Annotated in this window: 16 protein-coding genes; 15 read left to right on the top strand and 1 reads right to left on the bottom strand. The window is 68.8% G+C overall.

Going from position 1 to position 16,517, the window contains the following annotated elements; translation table 11 throughout:
- Nucleotides 1-56 precede the first annotated feature (56 nt).
- The 6 genes from pdxS to V1Y59_RS07515 all read left to right on the top strand — a co-directional run bounded on the left by pdxS (nucleotide 57) and on the right by V1Y59_RS07515 (nucleotide 4,888).
- Nucleotides 57-1,010 (top strand): pyridoxal 5'-phosphate synthase lyase subunit PdxS, encoded by a 954-nt coding sequence (gene pdxS, locus V1Y59_RS07490; RefSeq protein ID WP_330504192.1) that lies wholly within the window; start codon nucleotides 57-59, stop codon nucleotides 1,008-1,010.
- 26 nt (nucleotides 1,011-1,036) lie between these two features.
- Nucleotides 1,037-1,861, top strand: a complete 825-nt coding sequence (locus V1Y59_RS07495; RefSeq protein ID WP_330504193.1) for a PP2C family protein-serine/threonine phosphatase — start codon at nucleotides 1,037-1,039, stop codon at nucleotides 1,859-1,861.
- Nucleotides 1,862-1,943: 82 nt separating this feature from the next.
- Nucleotides 1,944-2,501: a helix-turn-helix transcriptional regulator gene (locus V1Y59_RS07500; protein ID WP_330504194.1), complete on the top strand. Its 558-nt coding sequence runs from the start codon at nucleotides 1,944-1,946 to the stop codon at nucleotides 2,499-2,501.
- A 54-nt stretch (nucleotides 2,502-2,555) separates the two neighbouring features.
- On the top strand, nucleotides 2,556-3,413 hold the full coding sequence (locus tag V1Y59_RS07505; protein ID WP_330504196.1) for an acyl-CoA thioesterase: 858 nt from the start codon (nucleotides 2,556-2,558) through the stop codon (nucleotides 3,411-3,413).
- Entirely contained in the window at nucleotides 3,410-4,039 is a 630-nt protein-coding gene (gene pdxT / locus V1Y59_RS07510; protein ID WP_330504198.1) for a pyridoxal 5'-phosphate synthase glutaminase subunit PdxT, read from the top strand. The genes V1Y59_RS07505 and pdxT overlap by 4 nt, the downstream gene beginning before the upstream one ends.
- Nucleotides 4,040-4,135: 96 nt before the next feature.
- The gene (locus V1Y59_RS07515) at nucleotides 4,136-4,888 is read left to right on the top strand and encodes a YebC/PmpR family DNA-binding transcriptional regulator (protein WP_330432134.1); all 753 of its coding nucleotides are present in this window, start codon (nucleotides 4,136-4,138) and stop codon (nucleotides 4,886-4,888) included.
- Between the two features lie 27 nt (nucleotides 4,889-4,915).
- On the opposite strand, the gene V1Y59_RS07520 is transcribed toward V1Y59_RS07515, so the two are convergent.
- Nucleotides 4,916-5,536 (bottom strand): nucleoside/nucleotide kinase family protein, encoded by a 621-nt coding sequence (locus V1Y59_RS07520; protein WP_330504199.1) that lies wholly within the window; start codon nucleotides 5,534-5,536, stop codon nucleotides 4,916-4,918.
- A gap of 130 nt (nucleotides 5,537-5,666) precedes the next feature.
- Between V1Y59_RS07520 and ruvC the strand changes: the two genes are divergently transcribed.
- The 9 genes from ruvC (at nucleotide 5,667) to V1Y59_RS07565 (ending at nucleotide 16,458) form a co-directional block, all read left to right on the top strand.
- Nucleotides 5,667-6,257: a crossover junction endodeoxyribonuclease RuvC gene (ruvC, locus tag V1Y59_RS07525; RefSeq protein ID WP_330504200.1), complete on the top strand. Its 591-nt coding sequence runs from the start codon at nucleotides 5,667-5,669 to the stop codon at nucleotides 6,255-6,257.
- Nucleotides 6,254-6,856, top strand: a complete 603-nt coding sequence (ruvA, locus tag V1Y59_RS07530) for a Holliday junction branch migration protein RuvA (protein ID WP_330432131.1) — start codon at nucleotides 6,254-6,256, stop codon at nucleotides 6,854-6,856. Before ruvC ends, ruvA begins: the two co-directional genes overlap by 4 nt.
- The gene (gene ruvB / locus V1Y59_RS07535; protein WP_330504201.1) at nucleotides 6,853-7,944 is read left to right on the top strand and encodes a Holliday junction branch migration DNA helicase RuvB; all 1,092 of its coding nucleotides are present in this window, start codon (nucleotides 6,853-6,855) and stop codon (nucleotides 7,942-7,944) included. The genes ruvA and ruvB overlap by 4 nt, the downstream gene beginning before the upstream one ends.
- Before the next feature lie 155 nt (nucleotides 7,945-8,099).
- On the top strand, nucleotides 8,100-8,516 hold the full coding sequence (gene yajC, locus V1Y59_RS07540) for a preprotein translocase subunit YajC (protein WP_330504202.1): 417 nt from the start codon (nucleotides 8,100-8,102) through the stop codon (nucleotides 8,514-8,516).
- 169 nt (nucleotides 8,517-8,685) lie between these two features.
- Nucleotides 8,686-10,317: a protein translocase subunit SecD gene (gene secD, locus V1Y59_RS07545; RefSeq protein WP_330504203.1), complete on the top strand. Its 1,632-nt coding sequence runs from the start codon at nucleotides 8,686-8,688 to the stop codon at nucleotides 10,315-10,317.
- Nucleotides 10,314-11,546, top strand: coding sequence for a protein translocase subunit SecF (gene secF / locus V1Y59_RS07550; protein ID WP_330504204.1), 1,233 nt, complete (start codon nucleotides 10,314-10,316; stop codon nucleotides 11,544-11,546). Before secD ends, secF begins: the two co-directional genes overlap by 4 nt.
- A 64-nt stretch (nucleotides 11,547-11,610) precedes the next feature.
- Nucleotides 11,611-13,272: an ABC transporter substrate-binding protein gene (locus V1Y59_RS07555; protein WP_330504342.1), complete on the top strand. Its 1,662-nt coding sequence runs from the start codon at nucleotides 11,611-11,613 to the stop codon at nucleotides 13,270-13,272.
- Entirely contained in the window at nucleotides 13,262-13,855 is a 594-nt protein-coding gene (locus tag V1Y59_RS07560; RefSeq protein ID WP_330504205.1) for an adenine phosphoribosyltransferase, read from the top strand. Before V1Y59_RS07555 ends, V1Y59_RS07560 begins: the two co-directional genes overlap by 11 nt.
- Nucleotides 13,856-13,971: 116 nt before the next feature.
- A complete protein-coding gene (locus tag V1Y59_RS07565; RefSeq protein ID WP_330504206.1) occupies nucleotides 13,972-16,458 on the top strand; it encodes a RelA/SpoT family protein in 2,487 nt (828 codons plus the stop codon).
- The last annotated feature ends 59 nt before the right edge of the window (nucleotides 16,459-16,517 follow it).

Consider the following 16,517-nt stretch of genomic DNA (forward strand, 5'->3'; position numbering starts at 1 on the left):
CGCGTCACGCGGACCCCGGCATGTCCTGCCGGGTTGACGACATCAGGAGACATCAAGTGAGTCAGTTCCAGTCAGGGAGCACTCCCGGACCGGATGCCCCGAACACCCTCAACGGCACCGGGCCGACCGTCGGGCAGGGCACTGCGCGCGTGAAGCGCGGCATGGCCGAGATGCTCAAGGGCGGCGTGATCATGGACGTGGTCACCCCCGAGCAGGCCAAGATCGCCGAGGACGCCGGCGCGGTCGCCGTGATGGCGCTCGAACGCGTCCCGGCCGACATCCGCGCCCAGGGCGGTGTCTCGCGGATGAGCGACCCGGACATGATCGACGGGATCATCTCCGCGGTGTCCATCCCGGTGATGGCCAAGGCCCGCATCGGGCACTTCGTCGAGGCGCAGATCCTGCAGAGCCTCGGGGTCGACTATGTCGACGAGTCGGAGGTGCTGACGCCGGCCGACTACGCCAACCACATCGACAAGTGGGCGTTCACCGTGCCGTTCGTGTGCGGTGCCACCAACCTCGGTGAGGCGCTGCGTCGGATCACCGAGGGCGCGGCGATGATCCGGTCCAAGGGCGAGGCCGGAACCGGTGACGTCTCCAACGCGACGACGCACATGCGCAAGATCCGTTACGAGATCCGGCGTCTGACGTCGCTGCCGTCCGACGAACTGTTCGTGGCGGCCAAGGAACTCCAGGCACCCTACGAGCTCGTTGCCGAGGTCGCGCAGGCCGGCAAGCTGCCGGTCACGCTGTTCACCGCGGGCGGGATCGCCACCCCTGCCGATGCCGCGATGATGATGCAGCTCGGTGCCGAGGGTGTGTTCGTCGGGTCGGGGATCTTCAAGTCCGGCAACCCCGCGCAGCGGGCGGCGGCGATCGTGCAGGCCACCACCTTCCACGACGACCCAGACGTGCTGGCCAAGGTCTCGCGCGGCCTCGGTGAGGCGATGGTCGGCATCAACGTCGACGACATCCCGGAGCCACACCGCCTCGCCGAACGGGGCTGGTAGCCGATCTGCCGTAGGATCTGCTGATCATGGACTCGGCGACCATCGTGCGGGACGCATCCCGTTGCGGCACCGACATCCTCGCAGGCCTACGGCTCGATTGGGCCGTCGTGTGCAACGTCGGACGTGTCCGGGAAGCCAATGAGGACGCTGCGCTGGTGGCTCCCGGCAAGTACCTGATCGCCGACGGCATGGGTGGCCATGACAGCGGCGAGGTGGCCAGCGAGACCGCGCTGCTGACCTTGGCGGATGTCGCGAGTCTGCAGGATCAGACCGAGACCCAGCTGGCGCTGATCGAGTCGTTGACGCAGGCCCAGGACCGGATCGGCGAGATCGCCACGGAATCCCCGCGACGTGCGGGGACCACCGCGACCGGTGCCGTACTCGTCACGCACGAGGGTGTGCCGCACTGGTTGGTGCTCAACATCGGTGACTCCCGCACGTATCGCCTGCAGAGCGGGGTCCTCGCGCAACTCACCGTGGACCACTCGCAGGTCCAGGAGTTCGTGGACGCAGGATTCCTGACGCCGGAGGAGGCCCGGGTGGACCCCCGGCGCAACGTCATCACCCGCGCCCTCGGGGCCGGCATGGTGGAGCCCGAGGCCGACTTCTTCTCCATGCCGGCCCTGCCGGGCGACGTCCTGTTGGTGTGCTCGGACGGCCTCACCGGCGAACTCCCGGACGAGGAGATCGCCGACATCCTTGCAGGCGCCGACAACGCCGAGCAGGCCGCCGACGCCCTGGTCGACGGGGCGCTGGCGCTCGGCGCCCATGACAACGTCACGGTGGTGGTCGTCGCGGTGGGGGACGAGGCCATCGAAAACGGAACAGATCGCGAGAACGGAATAAATTGACGGGAACCTGACGCCGAGTCGTCGCGTCCAACTCATGACAGCGGGCCGGACCGATCGCCTGCCTCGACGAGTGAGGACAACCATGACCGTCATCTCCCACCAGATCCCAGGGCATCACTCTGCTGTTCGATCCGGCGCCCACCGCGCCTCCCGCGTCGTCGACCGGGTCGCGGCCGCGCGGGAGGTCCGCCGTCAGGACGAGGCCGCCCGGCGTCGTCAGGAGGCACTGGCCCGCCTCGCCCAACGTCGGATGCCGCTGCCGGGTGCGCCGTGGGGTGCGTATGGTGCCGAGCACCCCCTCGCCGAGCCGGACGGTTCCGGCGCCGGTGCCGGCATGACCCTGGTCACGTCGCCCCTCGACGAGGACGCCGGCCCGGAACAATGCACCTGCCGTGGTGATGCACCCGACTTCGATCGGCCGGCACTGACCACCCGCGAGGTCGAAGTGCTACGGACCTGGCTCAAGGTGGACACCAAACCAGCTGTGGCGCAAGAGCTCTACATCTCGCTGGGTACCGTGAACACCCATCTGACACGGATACGCGCCAAGTACGCCGACATCGGCCGCCCGGCGCCCACCAAGGCTGCGCTGGTCGCTCGTGCGGTGCAGGACGGGCTGGTCGCGCTGGACGAACTCTGACGGCGCCCGACCGCATCCGGGTGGGGTCACACGCCGGCGCGATACTGTTCTCCCGTGGCAACCATCGAGGAGATCCTTCAGGTCGAGGCGATCGAGACCGACATCTACCGGGGACCCGCATTTCCGAGTCTCTTCCAGCGGACCTTCGGCGGCCAGGTGGCCGGACAGGCGCTCATGTCGGCCACCCGCACCGTCTCCGACGAGTACGCGGTGCATTCCCTGCACGGCTACTTCCTCCGCCCGGGCAACCCGGACAAGCCTGCGGTGTTCCTCGTCGACCGCATCCGCGACGGACGTTCCTTCGCCACTCGCCGCGTCACCGGCGTACAGGATGGTGAGGCGATCTTCATGATGTCGGCGTCGTTCCACGTCACCGGAGATGTCGGGATCGAACACCAGGATCGGATGCCGCCGGTCCCGTCGCCGGACGAACTGCAGGACCGGGTCGACGAACTGCCGGAGGAGGCGCGGGCGATCTTCCGCGAATGGCATCAGTTCGACCTGCGGATGGTCCCGCACGACAAGCTCGCGAAATCGAGCTACTTCGCCGCGCAACAGCGCGTGTGGTTCCGCCACCGCGGCCGTCTGCCCGACGACCAGGTGTTCCACGTCGGAACCCTGGCCTACATGAGCGACATGACCCTCCTCGGATCGTCGCGGGTGCCCCACCCCGACACCGAGATCAAGCAGGCGGCCTCCCTCGACCACGCGATGTGGTTCATGCGGCCGTTCCGCGCCGACGAATGGCTGCTCTACGACCAGACGTCCCCGTCCGCGGCCGCCGGACGTGCCCTCACACAGGGCCGCATCTTCGACCTGCAGGGCCGCATGGTCGCGGCCGTCACGCAGGAAGGGCTGAGTCGCGTCAGTCGCGACACGTCGGCCGACCCGACCGCACGGACGGATCGGTGACTGCCGTCCGCAGCCCGCGGATCGGTGTTCTCGCACTGCAGGGTGATGTCCGCGAGCATCTGGCCGCGCTGACCGACGCGGGTGCCGAGGCGGCCACGGTCCGCCGTCCGGTCGAACTCGACGCGGCGGACGCGCTGGTGATCCCCGGCGGGGAATCCACCACGATGAGTCACCTGCTCGGTGTTCTCGACCTGTTCGATCCGCTGCGCGAACGGCTGGCCGGTGGCATGCCCGCGTATGGATCGTGTGCGGGCATGATCATGCTGGCCACCACGATTCTCGACACCCGTCCCGACGCGCGGCACCTCGACGCGCTCGACATCACCGTGCGGCGCAACGCTTTCGGTCGCCAGGTCGAGAGTTTCGAGACGGACCTGGAGTTCACCGGCGTCACCGACCGGGCCGGCGACCCGCTGATGCGGGCCGTGTTCATCCGCGCGCCGTGGGTGGAATCGATCAGTCCCGATGTGGAGGTGCTCGCCCGCGTACCGCAGGGCCCCGCGAAGGACCGCATCGTCGCGGTGCGGCAGGGCAACGTGCTCGCGACGTCGTTCCACCCGGAGGTGACCGGCGACCGGCGGGTGCACCGTTACTTCGTCGACATGGTGCGCACATCGGGAGTGTGAGGCGCCTCATCGCGCACCGGTAAGATCGAGGAGTTGGGCGGATCGCCACCGGGCGGTCACGTCGGTAGTTGACGTCTAGACGGATGCGGGAGTGTCATGAGCGGCCATTCCAAATGGGCCACCACCAAGCACAAGAAGGCGGTCATCGACGCCAAGCGCGGCAAGATGTTCGCCAAGCTCATCAAGAACATCGAGGTGGCCGCGCGTACCGGCGGCGGCGACCCCGCCGGCAACCCGACGCTCTACGATGCGATCCAGAAGGCCAAGAAGTCGTCGGTGCCCAACGACAACATCGAACGCGCCCGCAAGCGCGGCGGCGGTGAAGAAGCGGGCGGCGCCGACTGGCAGACCATCATGTACGAGGGCTACGGCCCCAACGGTGTCGCGATCCTGATCGAATGCCTCACCGACAACCGCAACCGGGCCGCCGGCGAGGTCCGCACCGCGATGACCCGCAACGGCGGCAACATGGCCGACCCGGGGTCGGTGGCGTACCTGTTCACCCGCAAGGGCGTGGTCACGCTGGAGAAGAACGGGCAGTCCGAGGACGACGTCCTGATGGCGGTGCTCGACGCCGGTGCCGAGGAGGTCAACGACCTCGGTGAGTCGTTCGAGGTCGTCAGCGAACCCACCGACCTCGTCGCGGTGCGCACGGCGCTGGTCGACGCGGGAATCGACTACGACTCCGCGGAGGCCGACTTCCGCGCATCGGTCGAGGTCCCGGTGGACGCCGACGGGGCGCGCAAGGTGTTCAAGCTCATCGACGCCCTCGAGGACTCCGACGACGTCCAGAACGTCTACAGCAACGTCGACGTCAGCGACGAGGTCCTCGCCGAACTCGACGCCTGACGGCCACGTCGTCGACGGGCTGACCGGTCACCGCTGGAGGACTGCCCGGACCGCGGGCCGGTCGGGGTGGTCGTACCGGACCTCGACATCCGGGGCCGGCGCGTCGCGGTCGTGATCCAGCAGCGCGGGAATCGTCCAGGACTGATCGTCCGGGGTACGACGATGCAGTGCGCCGGCGGTCAGCCGCAGCGCCAGCGTCGCATCGGCATGTAGGCCGCTGCCGAGTAGCATCGGCCCGGCCACCAGCAGCACCTGATCGGGCGCCGCCTCACGCGGTCGGTCCCGGAACGACCGGTCGCGGCGCGGATCCCAGAGTCGCGGTAGCCACTGCCCACGATCGCGCAGCGTGTCGATCACCTCGCGCCGCATGGCGTCGAAGTCGAACCAGATCGTTCGATAGCTCTCGGTGTCGGTGTGCCCGTACTCGAGACGCAACGACGCCGGCCGCAGGTAGTCGGCCGAGGACACCACCGCGGCGGGACGTCCCAGCGTGGTCAGACGCTCCGCGATCCGATCGGCCAGGTCGGTCGGTGCGGCGGCGTCGGGACCGTCGACGAGCAGCACCACCCGCCGTTGTGGCCGCCGTGTCGCGAGTTCGGCACCGAGCTCGACGAGACCGTCCGGGGTGATGGGGGAGAAGGTCGGCATGGCGTGTTCATTGTCGCGCGCTCTCGGCGGACCACCCGGTGCGGCGGGGTGTGTTGCTCGGCCGCGGCGTCGGACCGGACCGATAGAATCTCGAACAACTGTTCGGCTGTCGCTGTCCCGAGGAGGGTGCGTGCGTGTGATGGGAGTCGACCCCGGTCTGACCAGATGCGGGATCGCGCTGGTCGAGTCCGGTCGGGGGCGGACCGTGACGGCACTCGACGTCGACGTGGTCCGCACACCGGCCGACCAGGAACTGGCCGATCGTCTGATGGCCATCTACACGGCGGCCTGCCACTGGCTCGATGTGCATCAACCCGACGTCGTCGCGATCGAACGTGTCTTCGCCCAGCACCAGGTCTCCACCGCGATGGGCACCGCGCAGGCCGGTGGCGTCATCGCGCTGGCGGCCGGACAACGCGACGTCCCGGTGCGATTCCACACCCCGTCGGAGGTCAAGGCCGCGGTGACCGGCAGTGGTCGCGCGGACAAGGCGCAGGTCACCGCGATGGTGACCCGCATTCTCGGCATGCAGACCAAACCCAGGCCCGCCGATGCGGCCGATGCCCTCGCGTTGGCCATCTGCCACTGCTGGCGAGGCCCGATGACGGAGAAGATGGCCGAGGCGCAACGTCGCGCCGACGAGCTGGCGAGTCGCCACCGGGCGCGGGTCGCCGCGGCAGGCGCCGGCCGTCCACGGCCCGGCAAGGGGGGAGCGGCATGATCGCGTCGGTGCGCGGGCCCGTCGTCGACGTCGCGCTCGATCATGTGGTCATCGACTGTGCGGGCGTCGGCTATCGGGTGCTGGTGACACCGGCGACCGTCGGGTCGCTGCGTCGCGGCGAGGAGGCCACGCTGCTGACGTCGATGATCGTGCGTGAGGACTCGATGACGCTGTACGGGTTCACCGAACCCGATGCGCGGTCCCTGTTCACACTGCTGCAGACCGTCACCGGCGTCGGCCCGCGGCTCGCGATGGCCACGCTCGCCGTGCTCGAACCGGATGCGCTGCGCCGTGCGCTGGCCGACTCCGACGTCAAGGCCCTGACCGCCGTGCCCGGCGTGGGCAAGCGGGTCGCCGAGCGACTAGTGGTGGAACTGCGCGACAAGGTCGATGCCCCGACGACCGCACGGCCGGATGGTGCGGTGGTGGCGCCCGTCCCCGGGACCATCCGCGATCAGGTCGCCGAGGCGCTGGTCGGGCTCGGCTTCACCACCGGTCCCGCGGACAAGGCGGTGACCGCGATCCTGACCGACGAACCCGACGCCGACGCATCCACCGTGCTGCGGAAGTCGTTGGCACTCTTGGGGAAGACCGCATGACCGAGACCCCGATGCCCGACCCGGCCGACCGTGACGTCAGCGCCGCGGAACTGCACTCCGACGGTGACTTCGACGCCGGGCTGCGTCCTCGTTCACTCGCCGATTTCATCGGCCAGCCGCGGGTGTGCGAGCAGCTCGAGCTCGTCCTGCAGGGAGCGAAGGGGCGTGGCGGCACCCCCGACCACATCCTGATGTCGGGGCCGCCGGGATTGGGCAAGACCTCGCTGGCGATGATCATCGCCGCAGAGATGGGCGCCGCGATCCGGGTCACCTCCGGGCCCGCCCTGGAACGGGCCGGCGACCTCGCCGCGATGCTGTCCAACCTGGTGGACGGCGACGTCCTGTTCATCGACGAGATCCACCGCATCGCCCGCCCCGCCGAAGAGATGCTGTATCTGGCCATGGAGGACTTCCGGGTCGACGTCGTCGTCGGCAAGGGGCCCGGCGCCACCTCCATCCCCCTCGACGTCGCACCGTTCACCCTGGTCGGTGCGACCACGCGGTCCGGCTCCCTGACCGGCCCGCTGCGCGACCGGTTCGGCTTCACCGCACACATGGAGTTCTACGAGACCGACGAACTCGTCCGGGTGCTGCGGCGATCGGCGGGCATCCTGGGCATCGCACTGCGCGACGACGCGGCCACCGAGGTGGCGCGCCGGTCGCGGGGAACACCGCGCATCGCCAACCGCCTGCTTCGCCGCGTCCGCGACTACGCCGAGGTGCGTAGCGACGGGATCATCACCACCGACATCGCGCGCGCCGCGCTCGCCGTCTATGACGTCGACGAACTCGGGTTCGACCGGCTCGACCGCGCGGTTCTCGGCGCGCTGGTGCGGGGCTTCGGCGGCGGCCCGGTCGGGGTGTCCACCCTGGCCGTCGCGGTCGGGGAGGAGCCGACCACGGTGGAGGAGGTGTGTGAGCCGTTCCTCGTGCGGGCGGGGATGATGGCGCGCACCCCCCGCGGTCGGGTGGCGACCGCCGCCGCCTGGCATCACCTCGGCCTGACGCCGCCGGCGGGCGCCATGAACGCCAGTTTCGGCGTCCGCAGTCGCGACACGATGACCGAAAGTCTGTTCGACGATCTCTGACCGGAGAATTCGGCTCTCGGGACCGGCATGGCACACTGGTTACAGCCGCCGGATGAGTTGGTGTGTCCGAGCGTGCCTGCGATCGGCCCCCACCTGCGCCGAACCGGATGAGACACCGAAATCACCACGACCGACCGACAAGGATTGTTTCCGTCATGGACGCCCTCTTCTTCCCCCTCCTGCTGGCCCTGCTGGCCGGTTTCATGTTCCTCAGCATCCGCAAGCAGAAGAAGCGCATGAACGAGATGCAGGAGATGCAGAACTCCGTGAGCACCGGTGTGCGGGTCCAGCTCACCGCGGGCCTGTACGCGACGGTTGTGGACGACTCGTCGTCGGACTACGTGGATCTGGAGATCGCGACCGGCGTCATCACCCGGTTCAGCCGCCAGGCCATCGTGCGGGTGGTGCCCACCGACGAGGCCGCCGAGACCTACCCGGGCGCGCTCACCGCACGTCCCGAGGGCCTCGACGACGAACCCCAGCAGGACACCGACACGGACTCGTCCGCCGGTTCGCGCGCCGATGACAGCTACTCCGCCGACCGTCCCGAGGGTTCGACCGAGGACCGGTGACCCGGCAGCGGATCGCCCATCACCGGCGATCCGCCCCACCGATCCGGCGGTGACCACCGCCGACGCAGTGCTTACCGCGCAGTCAGTAGAGTGAGCCACCGACCGGCTCGTGCGCGCGTGCGGACCCGTCGTGTCCGCACGCGCATTCGCCTAGGAGACCAGAACAGCAGTGACCACACCTCGCCGGGCGTCGGCGAAGCGGTCGGGACCTCCGCGTGAGATTCCGCCGTGGAGACCCCTGACCGCTTTCCTCGCGTTGTTGGCCGTCGTCTACGGACTGGTCTTCTTCACCGGCGGCGGCTCACCGACACCCAAGCTCGGTATCGACCTGCAGGGCGGCACCCGGGTGACGCTGACCGCGCGCACCGTGGACGGCCAGCCGCCGACGAACGAGCAGCTCGATCAGGCCAAGCAGATCATCGAGCAGCGCGTGAACGGTCTCGGTGTCTCGGGATCCGAGGTCGTCGTCAACGGCGACAACCTGGTCATCACCGTCCCCGGCGACGACGGCGCCCAGGCGCGCACTCTCGGCCAGACCGCACGGCTGTTCGTCCGGCCGGTGGAGAACGTCGTACCCGCGACCCCGCAACCGGAGGAACCGGACGCCGAGGATTCGGGTGAGCCGGGCTCGACCGGACAGGACAGCGCCGAGGACGACGCGACGCAGGCCGCGATGATCGAGGAGCAGCGCCGGCTGCGACAGGCGCCCGAGGGTGCCGACCTCGCCCCGCTGAACGAGCAGATGGCGCGGATGAACTGCTCGCCCGACCACTACGACCCGCTGCAGGGCAACGACCTTCCCGACCAGTACCTGGTGGCGTGTTCGGAAGACGGTAGCCAGGTCTACCTGCTCGGACCCGAGATCATCGACGGCCGCGACATCGCAGACGCCTCGGCCGGGACCACCCAGCAGGCCGGATCCTGGATCGTCCAGGTCGAGTTCAAGGACGAGGCCCGCGACTTCTGGCCGACCTACACCGCCCAGAACATCGGCAAGCAAACCGCCTTCACGCTGGACACGAAGGTCGTGTCGGCGCCGCAGATCCAGAGCGCCATCACCACACCACAGACCGAGATCAGCGGCGATTTCACCCAGCAGGACGCCAAGGACCTGGCCAACGTCCTGAAATACGGGTCGCTGCCGCTGTCGTTCGAGGCGTCCGACGCCGAGACGGTGTCGGCCACGCTGGGTCTGTCGTCGCTCAAGGCCGGCTTGATCGCCGGTGCGGTCGGCATGATCGCGGTGCTACTCTACGCCTTGCTCTACTACCGGATGCTGGGCATCCTCACGATGCTGTCGCTGATCCTGTCGGGCGCGATGGTGTACGGGATCATCGTCCTGCTGGGCCGGTGGATCGGCTTCACCCTCGACCTCGCGGGCATCGCCGGCCTCATCATCGGTATCGGCATGACCGCCGACTCGTTCGTCGTCTACTTCGAACGAATAAAGGACGAGATGCGTGAGGGCCGAAGTTTCCGGTCCGCCGTGCCACGTGGCTGGGCCAGCGCCCGGCGCACCATCTGGTCGGGCAACGCCGTCAGCTTCATCGCCGCGGCGGTGATCTACGTGCTGGCGATCGGTGAGGTGCGCGGATTCGCGTTCACCCTGGGGCTGACGACCATCCTCGACGTCGTGGTCGTGTTCCTGGTCACCCACCCGCTGGTGGTGTTGGCCAGCCGCTCCGAATTCCTCTCCCGTCCGAAGGTCAACGGGCTCGGCGCGGTCAGTGAGGTCGCCCGACAGCGCCGTGAGGCCGAACGATCCGCACGCGTCCCGGAAACGGAAGGATCGGCGCGATGACCACACAACGCCCCAATTCCGGCCGCGACGGCGGTGGACGCAGCACGGTGGTGTCCGAGACGACCGCGCCCGAGACGCCACCGGAGCCCGCCGGACCGTCCGACGCCAACTACGTCGCGGAGAAGCAGCGTTCGTTCCTGTCCCGGCTGTACACCGGCACCGGTGCGTTCGGGATCATCCCGCATCGTCGCACCTGGTACATCGTCACGGCGGTGATCCTGGCCATCTGTATCGCCTCCATCGGCATCCGTGGGTTCACCCTGGGCATCGACTTCGAGGGCGGCACCCAGGTGTCCGTCCCGGCGTCGGCCGAGGTCACCGCAGATGCCGTCGAGACGGTGTTCGCCGAGACGCTCGGCGAGGAACCGGAGACGGTGCAGACGGCAGGCTCCGGCGATGCGGAGACCGTGCAGGTCCGCACCGAGACGCTGACCGCCGCGCAGACCGAGCAGATCACGCGGGCGCTCGCGGATGAGTTCGGTCCCGAGCTGACGACCGCTGATGTCAGCTCATCGGACGTGAGTTCGACGTGGGGCGGCGAGATCACCGAGAAGATGCTGATCGCGCTCGCGGTCTTCCTGGTGATCGTGTTCGTCTACATCACGGTGCGGTTCGACCGGGAGATGTCGGTCGCGGCGCTCGTCTCGCTGTTCTTCGACATCATCGTCACCGCCGGCGTCTATTCGCTGGTCGGCTGGGAGGTCACCCCCGCGACGGTCATCGGTCTGCTCACCATTCTGGGCTTCTCGATCTACGACACCGTGGTCGTGTTCGACAAGGTGTCGGAGAACACCAGGTCGGTGCTGCAGACCAGCCGCCGTACGTACGCCGAGCAGGCGAACCTGGCGGTCAACCAGACGCTGATGCGATCGATCAACACCACCGTCATCTCGGTGCTGCCGATCATCGCGCTGATGGTGATCGCCGTGTGGATGCTCGGCGTCGGCACCCTCAAGGATCTGGGACTCATCCAGCTCGTCGGTGTCGTCGTCGGCGCGTACTCGTCGATCTTCCTGGCGTCACCGCTGCTGGCCACCTTGAAGGAACGCAGGCCGGAGATCGCGCGCCACACCAAGCAGGTGCTCGACCGCCGTGCCCGGGTGGAGGCCGGCGAGGATCTCTCCGATCTCCCGCGGCCGACTCGGGGCCGCCCGTCCGGCCGACGGCGCCGCGGTGCAGCCGACGACGCGCCCCGCACCCCGACGGGGAAAGCTCGCAGGGCGCGTTAGTCTACGGGTCGTGACTGTGCGGAGCGGGTCGGGCGCCCGCCGACGAAGCGGCCTGCCCGTGACGATGTCGACGGTGGTGGCCGTGATCCTGGTGGCGGCCGGCCTCCTCACCGCGTGCGGTGAGGAGGGCCCGCCCACGGTCGACTACGTCGTCGACGCCCGGATCGACACCTACAACGCGAACACCGTCGACGGCAACGCAGGCGGAGCGCTGATGGCCACCACCCGCATGCTGCCCGGTTTCAGCTATCTGGGCGCCCAGGGGCAGGTCACCCCTGACCGCGACATCGGCACGGTGACACCGGTTCCCGGCTCCGGTCTCACCCTGCGCTACGACTTCACCCGCGCCGCACGTTTCTCCGACGAAACCGCGCTCGACTGTGACGACCTCGTGCTCGCCTGGGCGGCCATGAGCGGGCGTTTTCCCGGGTTCCGCCCGGCGACGACCGCCGGCTACCGCGACATCGAGTCGGTCGACTGCGCGCCGGGGGAGAAGACGGCGACCGTCCGGTTCACCCAGGGCCGCGACTACCGGGATTGGCTCTCGTTGTTCGGTGCCGGCACGTTGCTGCCCGCACATGTCGTCGCGCGGCTGGCGGGAGTCGGCGATGTCGTCGAACCGATCCGCTCCGACGACGGCGCCGCACTGGAGGGCATCGCGGACGCCTGGAACACCGGCTTCGATCTCACTCCCGGTCCCGTCGACCAACCTCGGTTCCCGGCGTCGGGACCGTTCCGGATCAACCGGTACTCGCAGTCGGGTGGCCTCGAGCTCGTCGCCAACGAGGCCTGGTGGGGCGATGCCCCGGCGGCGTCGCGCGTGGTCGTGTGGGGACGGGGCACCGACGCGACGCGCCGCTTGCCGGAGGGGAACTTCGATGTCGCCGACGTCGGGTCGGGCATGATCGGCGAGGACATCGTCCCGGCCGGAACAGAGGTCGCCCAACAGCCGCTGCCGCAACCGAATCGCGCACTCGCGGTGGAGGAACTGGTGCTGGCACAGCGCGGGGTGTTCGCCGACCTGCGAGCCCGGCAGGCATTCGCGTCCTGCGTGCCCCGCGACGGTCTGGCCCGCCAGTTCGGGCAGGGCGCCCAGATCTGGAACCTGCGGGTGCTGGCCCCGGCCGATAACCTGGCGGGTCAGCTCAACGGGGCGTTCGGCCGGGCATATGCGCGTCCCAACATCGCCCGGGCACGGACACTGAGCAACGACTCGGCCGGCAGTGAGGCGATGACCGTCCGGATCGGGTACCTCGCGCCGATGGAACGTCGTCGTCAGATGGTGGCGGCGATCGCGGAGTCGTGTGAGCAGAGTGGCATCGAGGTGGTGGACGCCGGGTCCGCCGAGATCACCCCCGCAGCGCTGGGGCGCGACGTCGATGTGCTGATCGTCGCCAACGGCGCGTCGTTCGCCGCTGCCGGATCCGCCAACCCGTCCCGGGACGCCTTCTCGTTGCGTGGCGGAGACCCGTTGGCCATCAACGGGTATCGGAACCCACGCGTCAGTGGTGCCGTCGACCGGCTGGTGGCCTCGGATCTGGCCGCCGACCGCCTCGACCTGGTCCGGACCATCGAGAACACCGCATGGGCGACACTGCCGTCGATCCCGTTGTTCGCTGCGCCGCGGATGCAGGTGTGGGGCACCGGGGTCGATAATGTGGTGGCCGGACTGGGCCGCAACGGGACCGGATGGAACATGGATCGGTGGACGGCACATGGTGACTGACGCAGAACATCTGCCCGGCGGGGACGAGACCACCGAACGGGCGTTGGCCCGCGCGCGACAGGCGATCGCCGAGCATGCACGACTCGTCGCGGACTTCCCCAAGCCGGGAATCGCCTTCAAGGACCTGACGCCCGTCCTGGCCGACCCGGTCGGGCTGTCGTCGGTGGTGACCGCGTTGACGCACGGCTGCACCGAGGTCGATCTGGTGGCCGGTATCGATGCGCGTGGCTTCCTGCTCGGCGGGGCGGTGGCGCGCGAACTGAACGTCGGTGTGTTGGCGGTGCGCAAGGGTGGCAAGCTTCCACCGCCGGTACACAGCGTCAGCTACGACCTGGAGTACGGCACCGCGAGCCTCGAGATACCGGCCGGCGGCATCGACATCACCGGGCAGCGGGTCCTGCTGGTCGACGATGTGTTGGCGACCGGCGGCACCGCTGTGGCCGCGGCGGATCTGTTGGCCCGGGCGGGTGCGCAGGTCGTCGGGGTCGCGGTGATCATGGAACTCGACGGACTCCCCGGGCGCGTGACCATCGCCGACGGCCTCGGGACACACGTGCCTGTACATGCCGTGACCACCGGATGACGTGCCGGTCCTTTCCGTCAGCGACGAATCGATCCGCGGTCCGCTTTCGCCGGGCGGACTAGACTCGCCTCATCCGGTGTTTCATATCCGGTGACACGGCCGGCGGAGAGGAGGTCATGATGCACGATGAGGTCGACACCGACACCCGGAAGGGGGAGGTGGCGTCGTCGGGTCAGCAGGCACGGCCTCCCCGTGAAACCTCGGGCTCCGCGACGGCCGGGCGGCCGGGACGTGACGGCGCCGAAAGGCCCGACCCGCGACCCGACGAACGAACACCACCGACGACCGGCGCGAACGGTGCCGAGCGTGCGGCCGCGAAGACGGAGACCCTGGCCGCGCCCTCGACGTCGGCGTCGCGTCGTGTCCGCGCCCGCCTCGCGCGGCGGATGACCGCGACCCGCAGCCCGGTACGGCCGGTGCTCGAGCCGCTGGCCACCCTGCACCGCGAGATCTATCCGAAGGCCGACGTCGCGCTGCTGCAGCACGCCTACGACATCGCCGACGAACGACATACCGGCCAGACCCGGAAATCCGGCGACCCCTACATCACCCATCCGCTGGCCGTCGCGACGATCCTCGCCGACCTCGGGATGGACACCACCACGCTGGTGGCGGCGCTCCTGCACGACACCGTCGAGGACACCGGTTACACCCTCGAAGCCCTGGAGAAGGACTTCGGTGCCGAGGTCGCCCATCTCGTGGACGGTGTGACGAAGTTGGACAAGGTGGCGCTGGGCAGCGCGGCCGAGGCCGAGACGATCCGAAAGATGATCATCGCGATGGCCCGCGACCCCCGCGTGCTGGTCATCAAGGTCGCCGACCGCCTCCACAACATGCGGACGATGCGGTTCCTGCCGCCGGAGAAGCAGGCCCGCAAGGCCCGCGAGACCCTGGAAGTCATTGCGCCGCTGGCCCATCGGCTGGGAATGGCGACCGTCAAGTGGGAGTTGGAGGATCTGTCGTTCGCGATCCTGCACCCCAAGCGATACGAGGAGATCGTGCGGCTGGTCGCCGATCGGGCACCCTCACGCGACACCTACCTCGCCCGGGTACGGGCCGATATCAACAACGCTCTCGGCGGCGCCCGGATCTCCGCGAGCGTCGAGGGACGGCCGAAACACTACTGGTCGATCTATCAGAAGATGATCGTCAAGGGCCGCGACTTCGACGACATCCACGATCTGGTCGGCATCCGGATTCTGTGCGACGAGGTGCGCGACTGCTACGCCGCCGTCGGCGTGGTGCATTCGTTGTGGCAGCCGATGGCCGGCCGGTTCAAGGACTACATCGCGCAGCCCCGCTTCGGGGTCTACCAGTCGCTGCACACCACGGTCATCGGGCCGGAGGGTAAACCGCTCGAGGTGCAGATCCGCACCCACGAGATGCACCGCACCGCCGAGTTCGGCATCGCCGCGCATTGGCGGTACAAGGAGAGCCGCGGGAAGGGTAAGGGTCCGCGCAAGTCCGACTCCGCCGAGATCGACGACATGGCGTGGATGCGTCAACTGCTCGACTGGCAGCGGGAGGCCGCCGACCCGGGAGAGTTCCTGGAGTCGCTGCGCTACGACCTGGCCGTGCAGGAGATCTTCGTCTTCACCCCGAAGGGGGACGTGATCACGTTGCCCGCCGGTTCCACACCGGTCGACTTCGCCTACGCCGTGCACACCGAGGTCGGGCACCGATGTATCGGCGCCCGCGTCAACGGTCGGCTCGTCGCGCTCGAGCGCACACTCGAGAACGGTGAGGTCGTCGAGGTATTCACGTCGAAGGCGCCCAATGCCGGGCCGTCGAAGGACTGGCAGAACTTCGTCGTGTCGCCGCGTGCGAAGGCCAAGATCCGGCAGTGGTTCGCCAAGGAGCGGCGTGAGGAAGCGCTCGAGACCGGCAAGGAGGCCATCGCCAAGGAGGTCCGCCGTGGTGGACTTCCGTTGCAGCGCTTGATGAGTGCCGAGTCGATGGCGACGATCGCCAAGGAACTGCGGTATCAGGACGTGACCGCGCTGTACACGGCGGTGGGGGAGAACCACGTCTCCGCGCGGCATGTGGTGAACCGGCTGGTCGCCTCGCTGGGCGGACTCGACGACGCGGTCGACGAGATCGCCGAAAGGTCGACGCCGTCGACGTTGCCGACACGCACGCGACAGGGCGGTGACGCCGGGGTCGTCGTCGAAGGGCTCGACAACGTGATGGCGAAGCTCGCCAAATGCTGCACGCCGGTGCCCGGCGACGAGATCATGGGGTTCGTCACCCGCGGCGGCGGGATCAGCGTGCATCGCACGGACTGCACGAACGCGTCGTCACTGAAGGAGCAGTCCGAACGGATCATCGAGGTCTCCTGGGCGCCGTCGCCGTCGTCGGTGTTCCTGGTGGCGATCCAGGTCGAGGCGCTCGACCGGCACCGGCTGCTGTCCGACGTCACCAAGGTGCTCGCCGACGAACGCGTCAACATCCTGTCGGCGTCGGTCACCACCAGTCGCGACCGGGTCGCGATCAGCAAGTTCACCTTCGAGATGGGCGATCCGAAACATCTCGGGCACGTGCTGAACGTGGTCCGCAACGTCGAGGGCGTCTACGACGTGTACCGGGTGACCTCAGCCGCCTGAGGGCCCGCGACGCCACGCGAGGCGTCATCCTGGTCCCTGAGGAGCGTCGCGAGGAACGA

Source organism: Gordonia prachuapensis (assembly GCF_036350515.1).
Lineage (GTDB): Bacteria > Actinomycetota > Actinomycetes > Mycobacteriales > Mycobacteriaceae > Gordonia > Gordonia prachuapensis.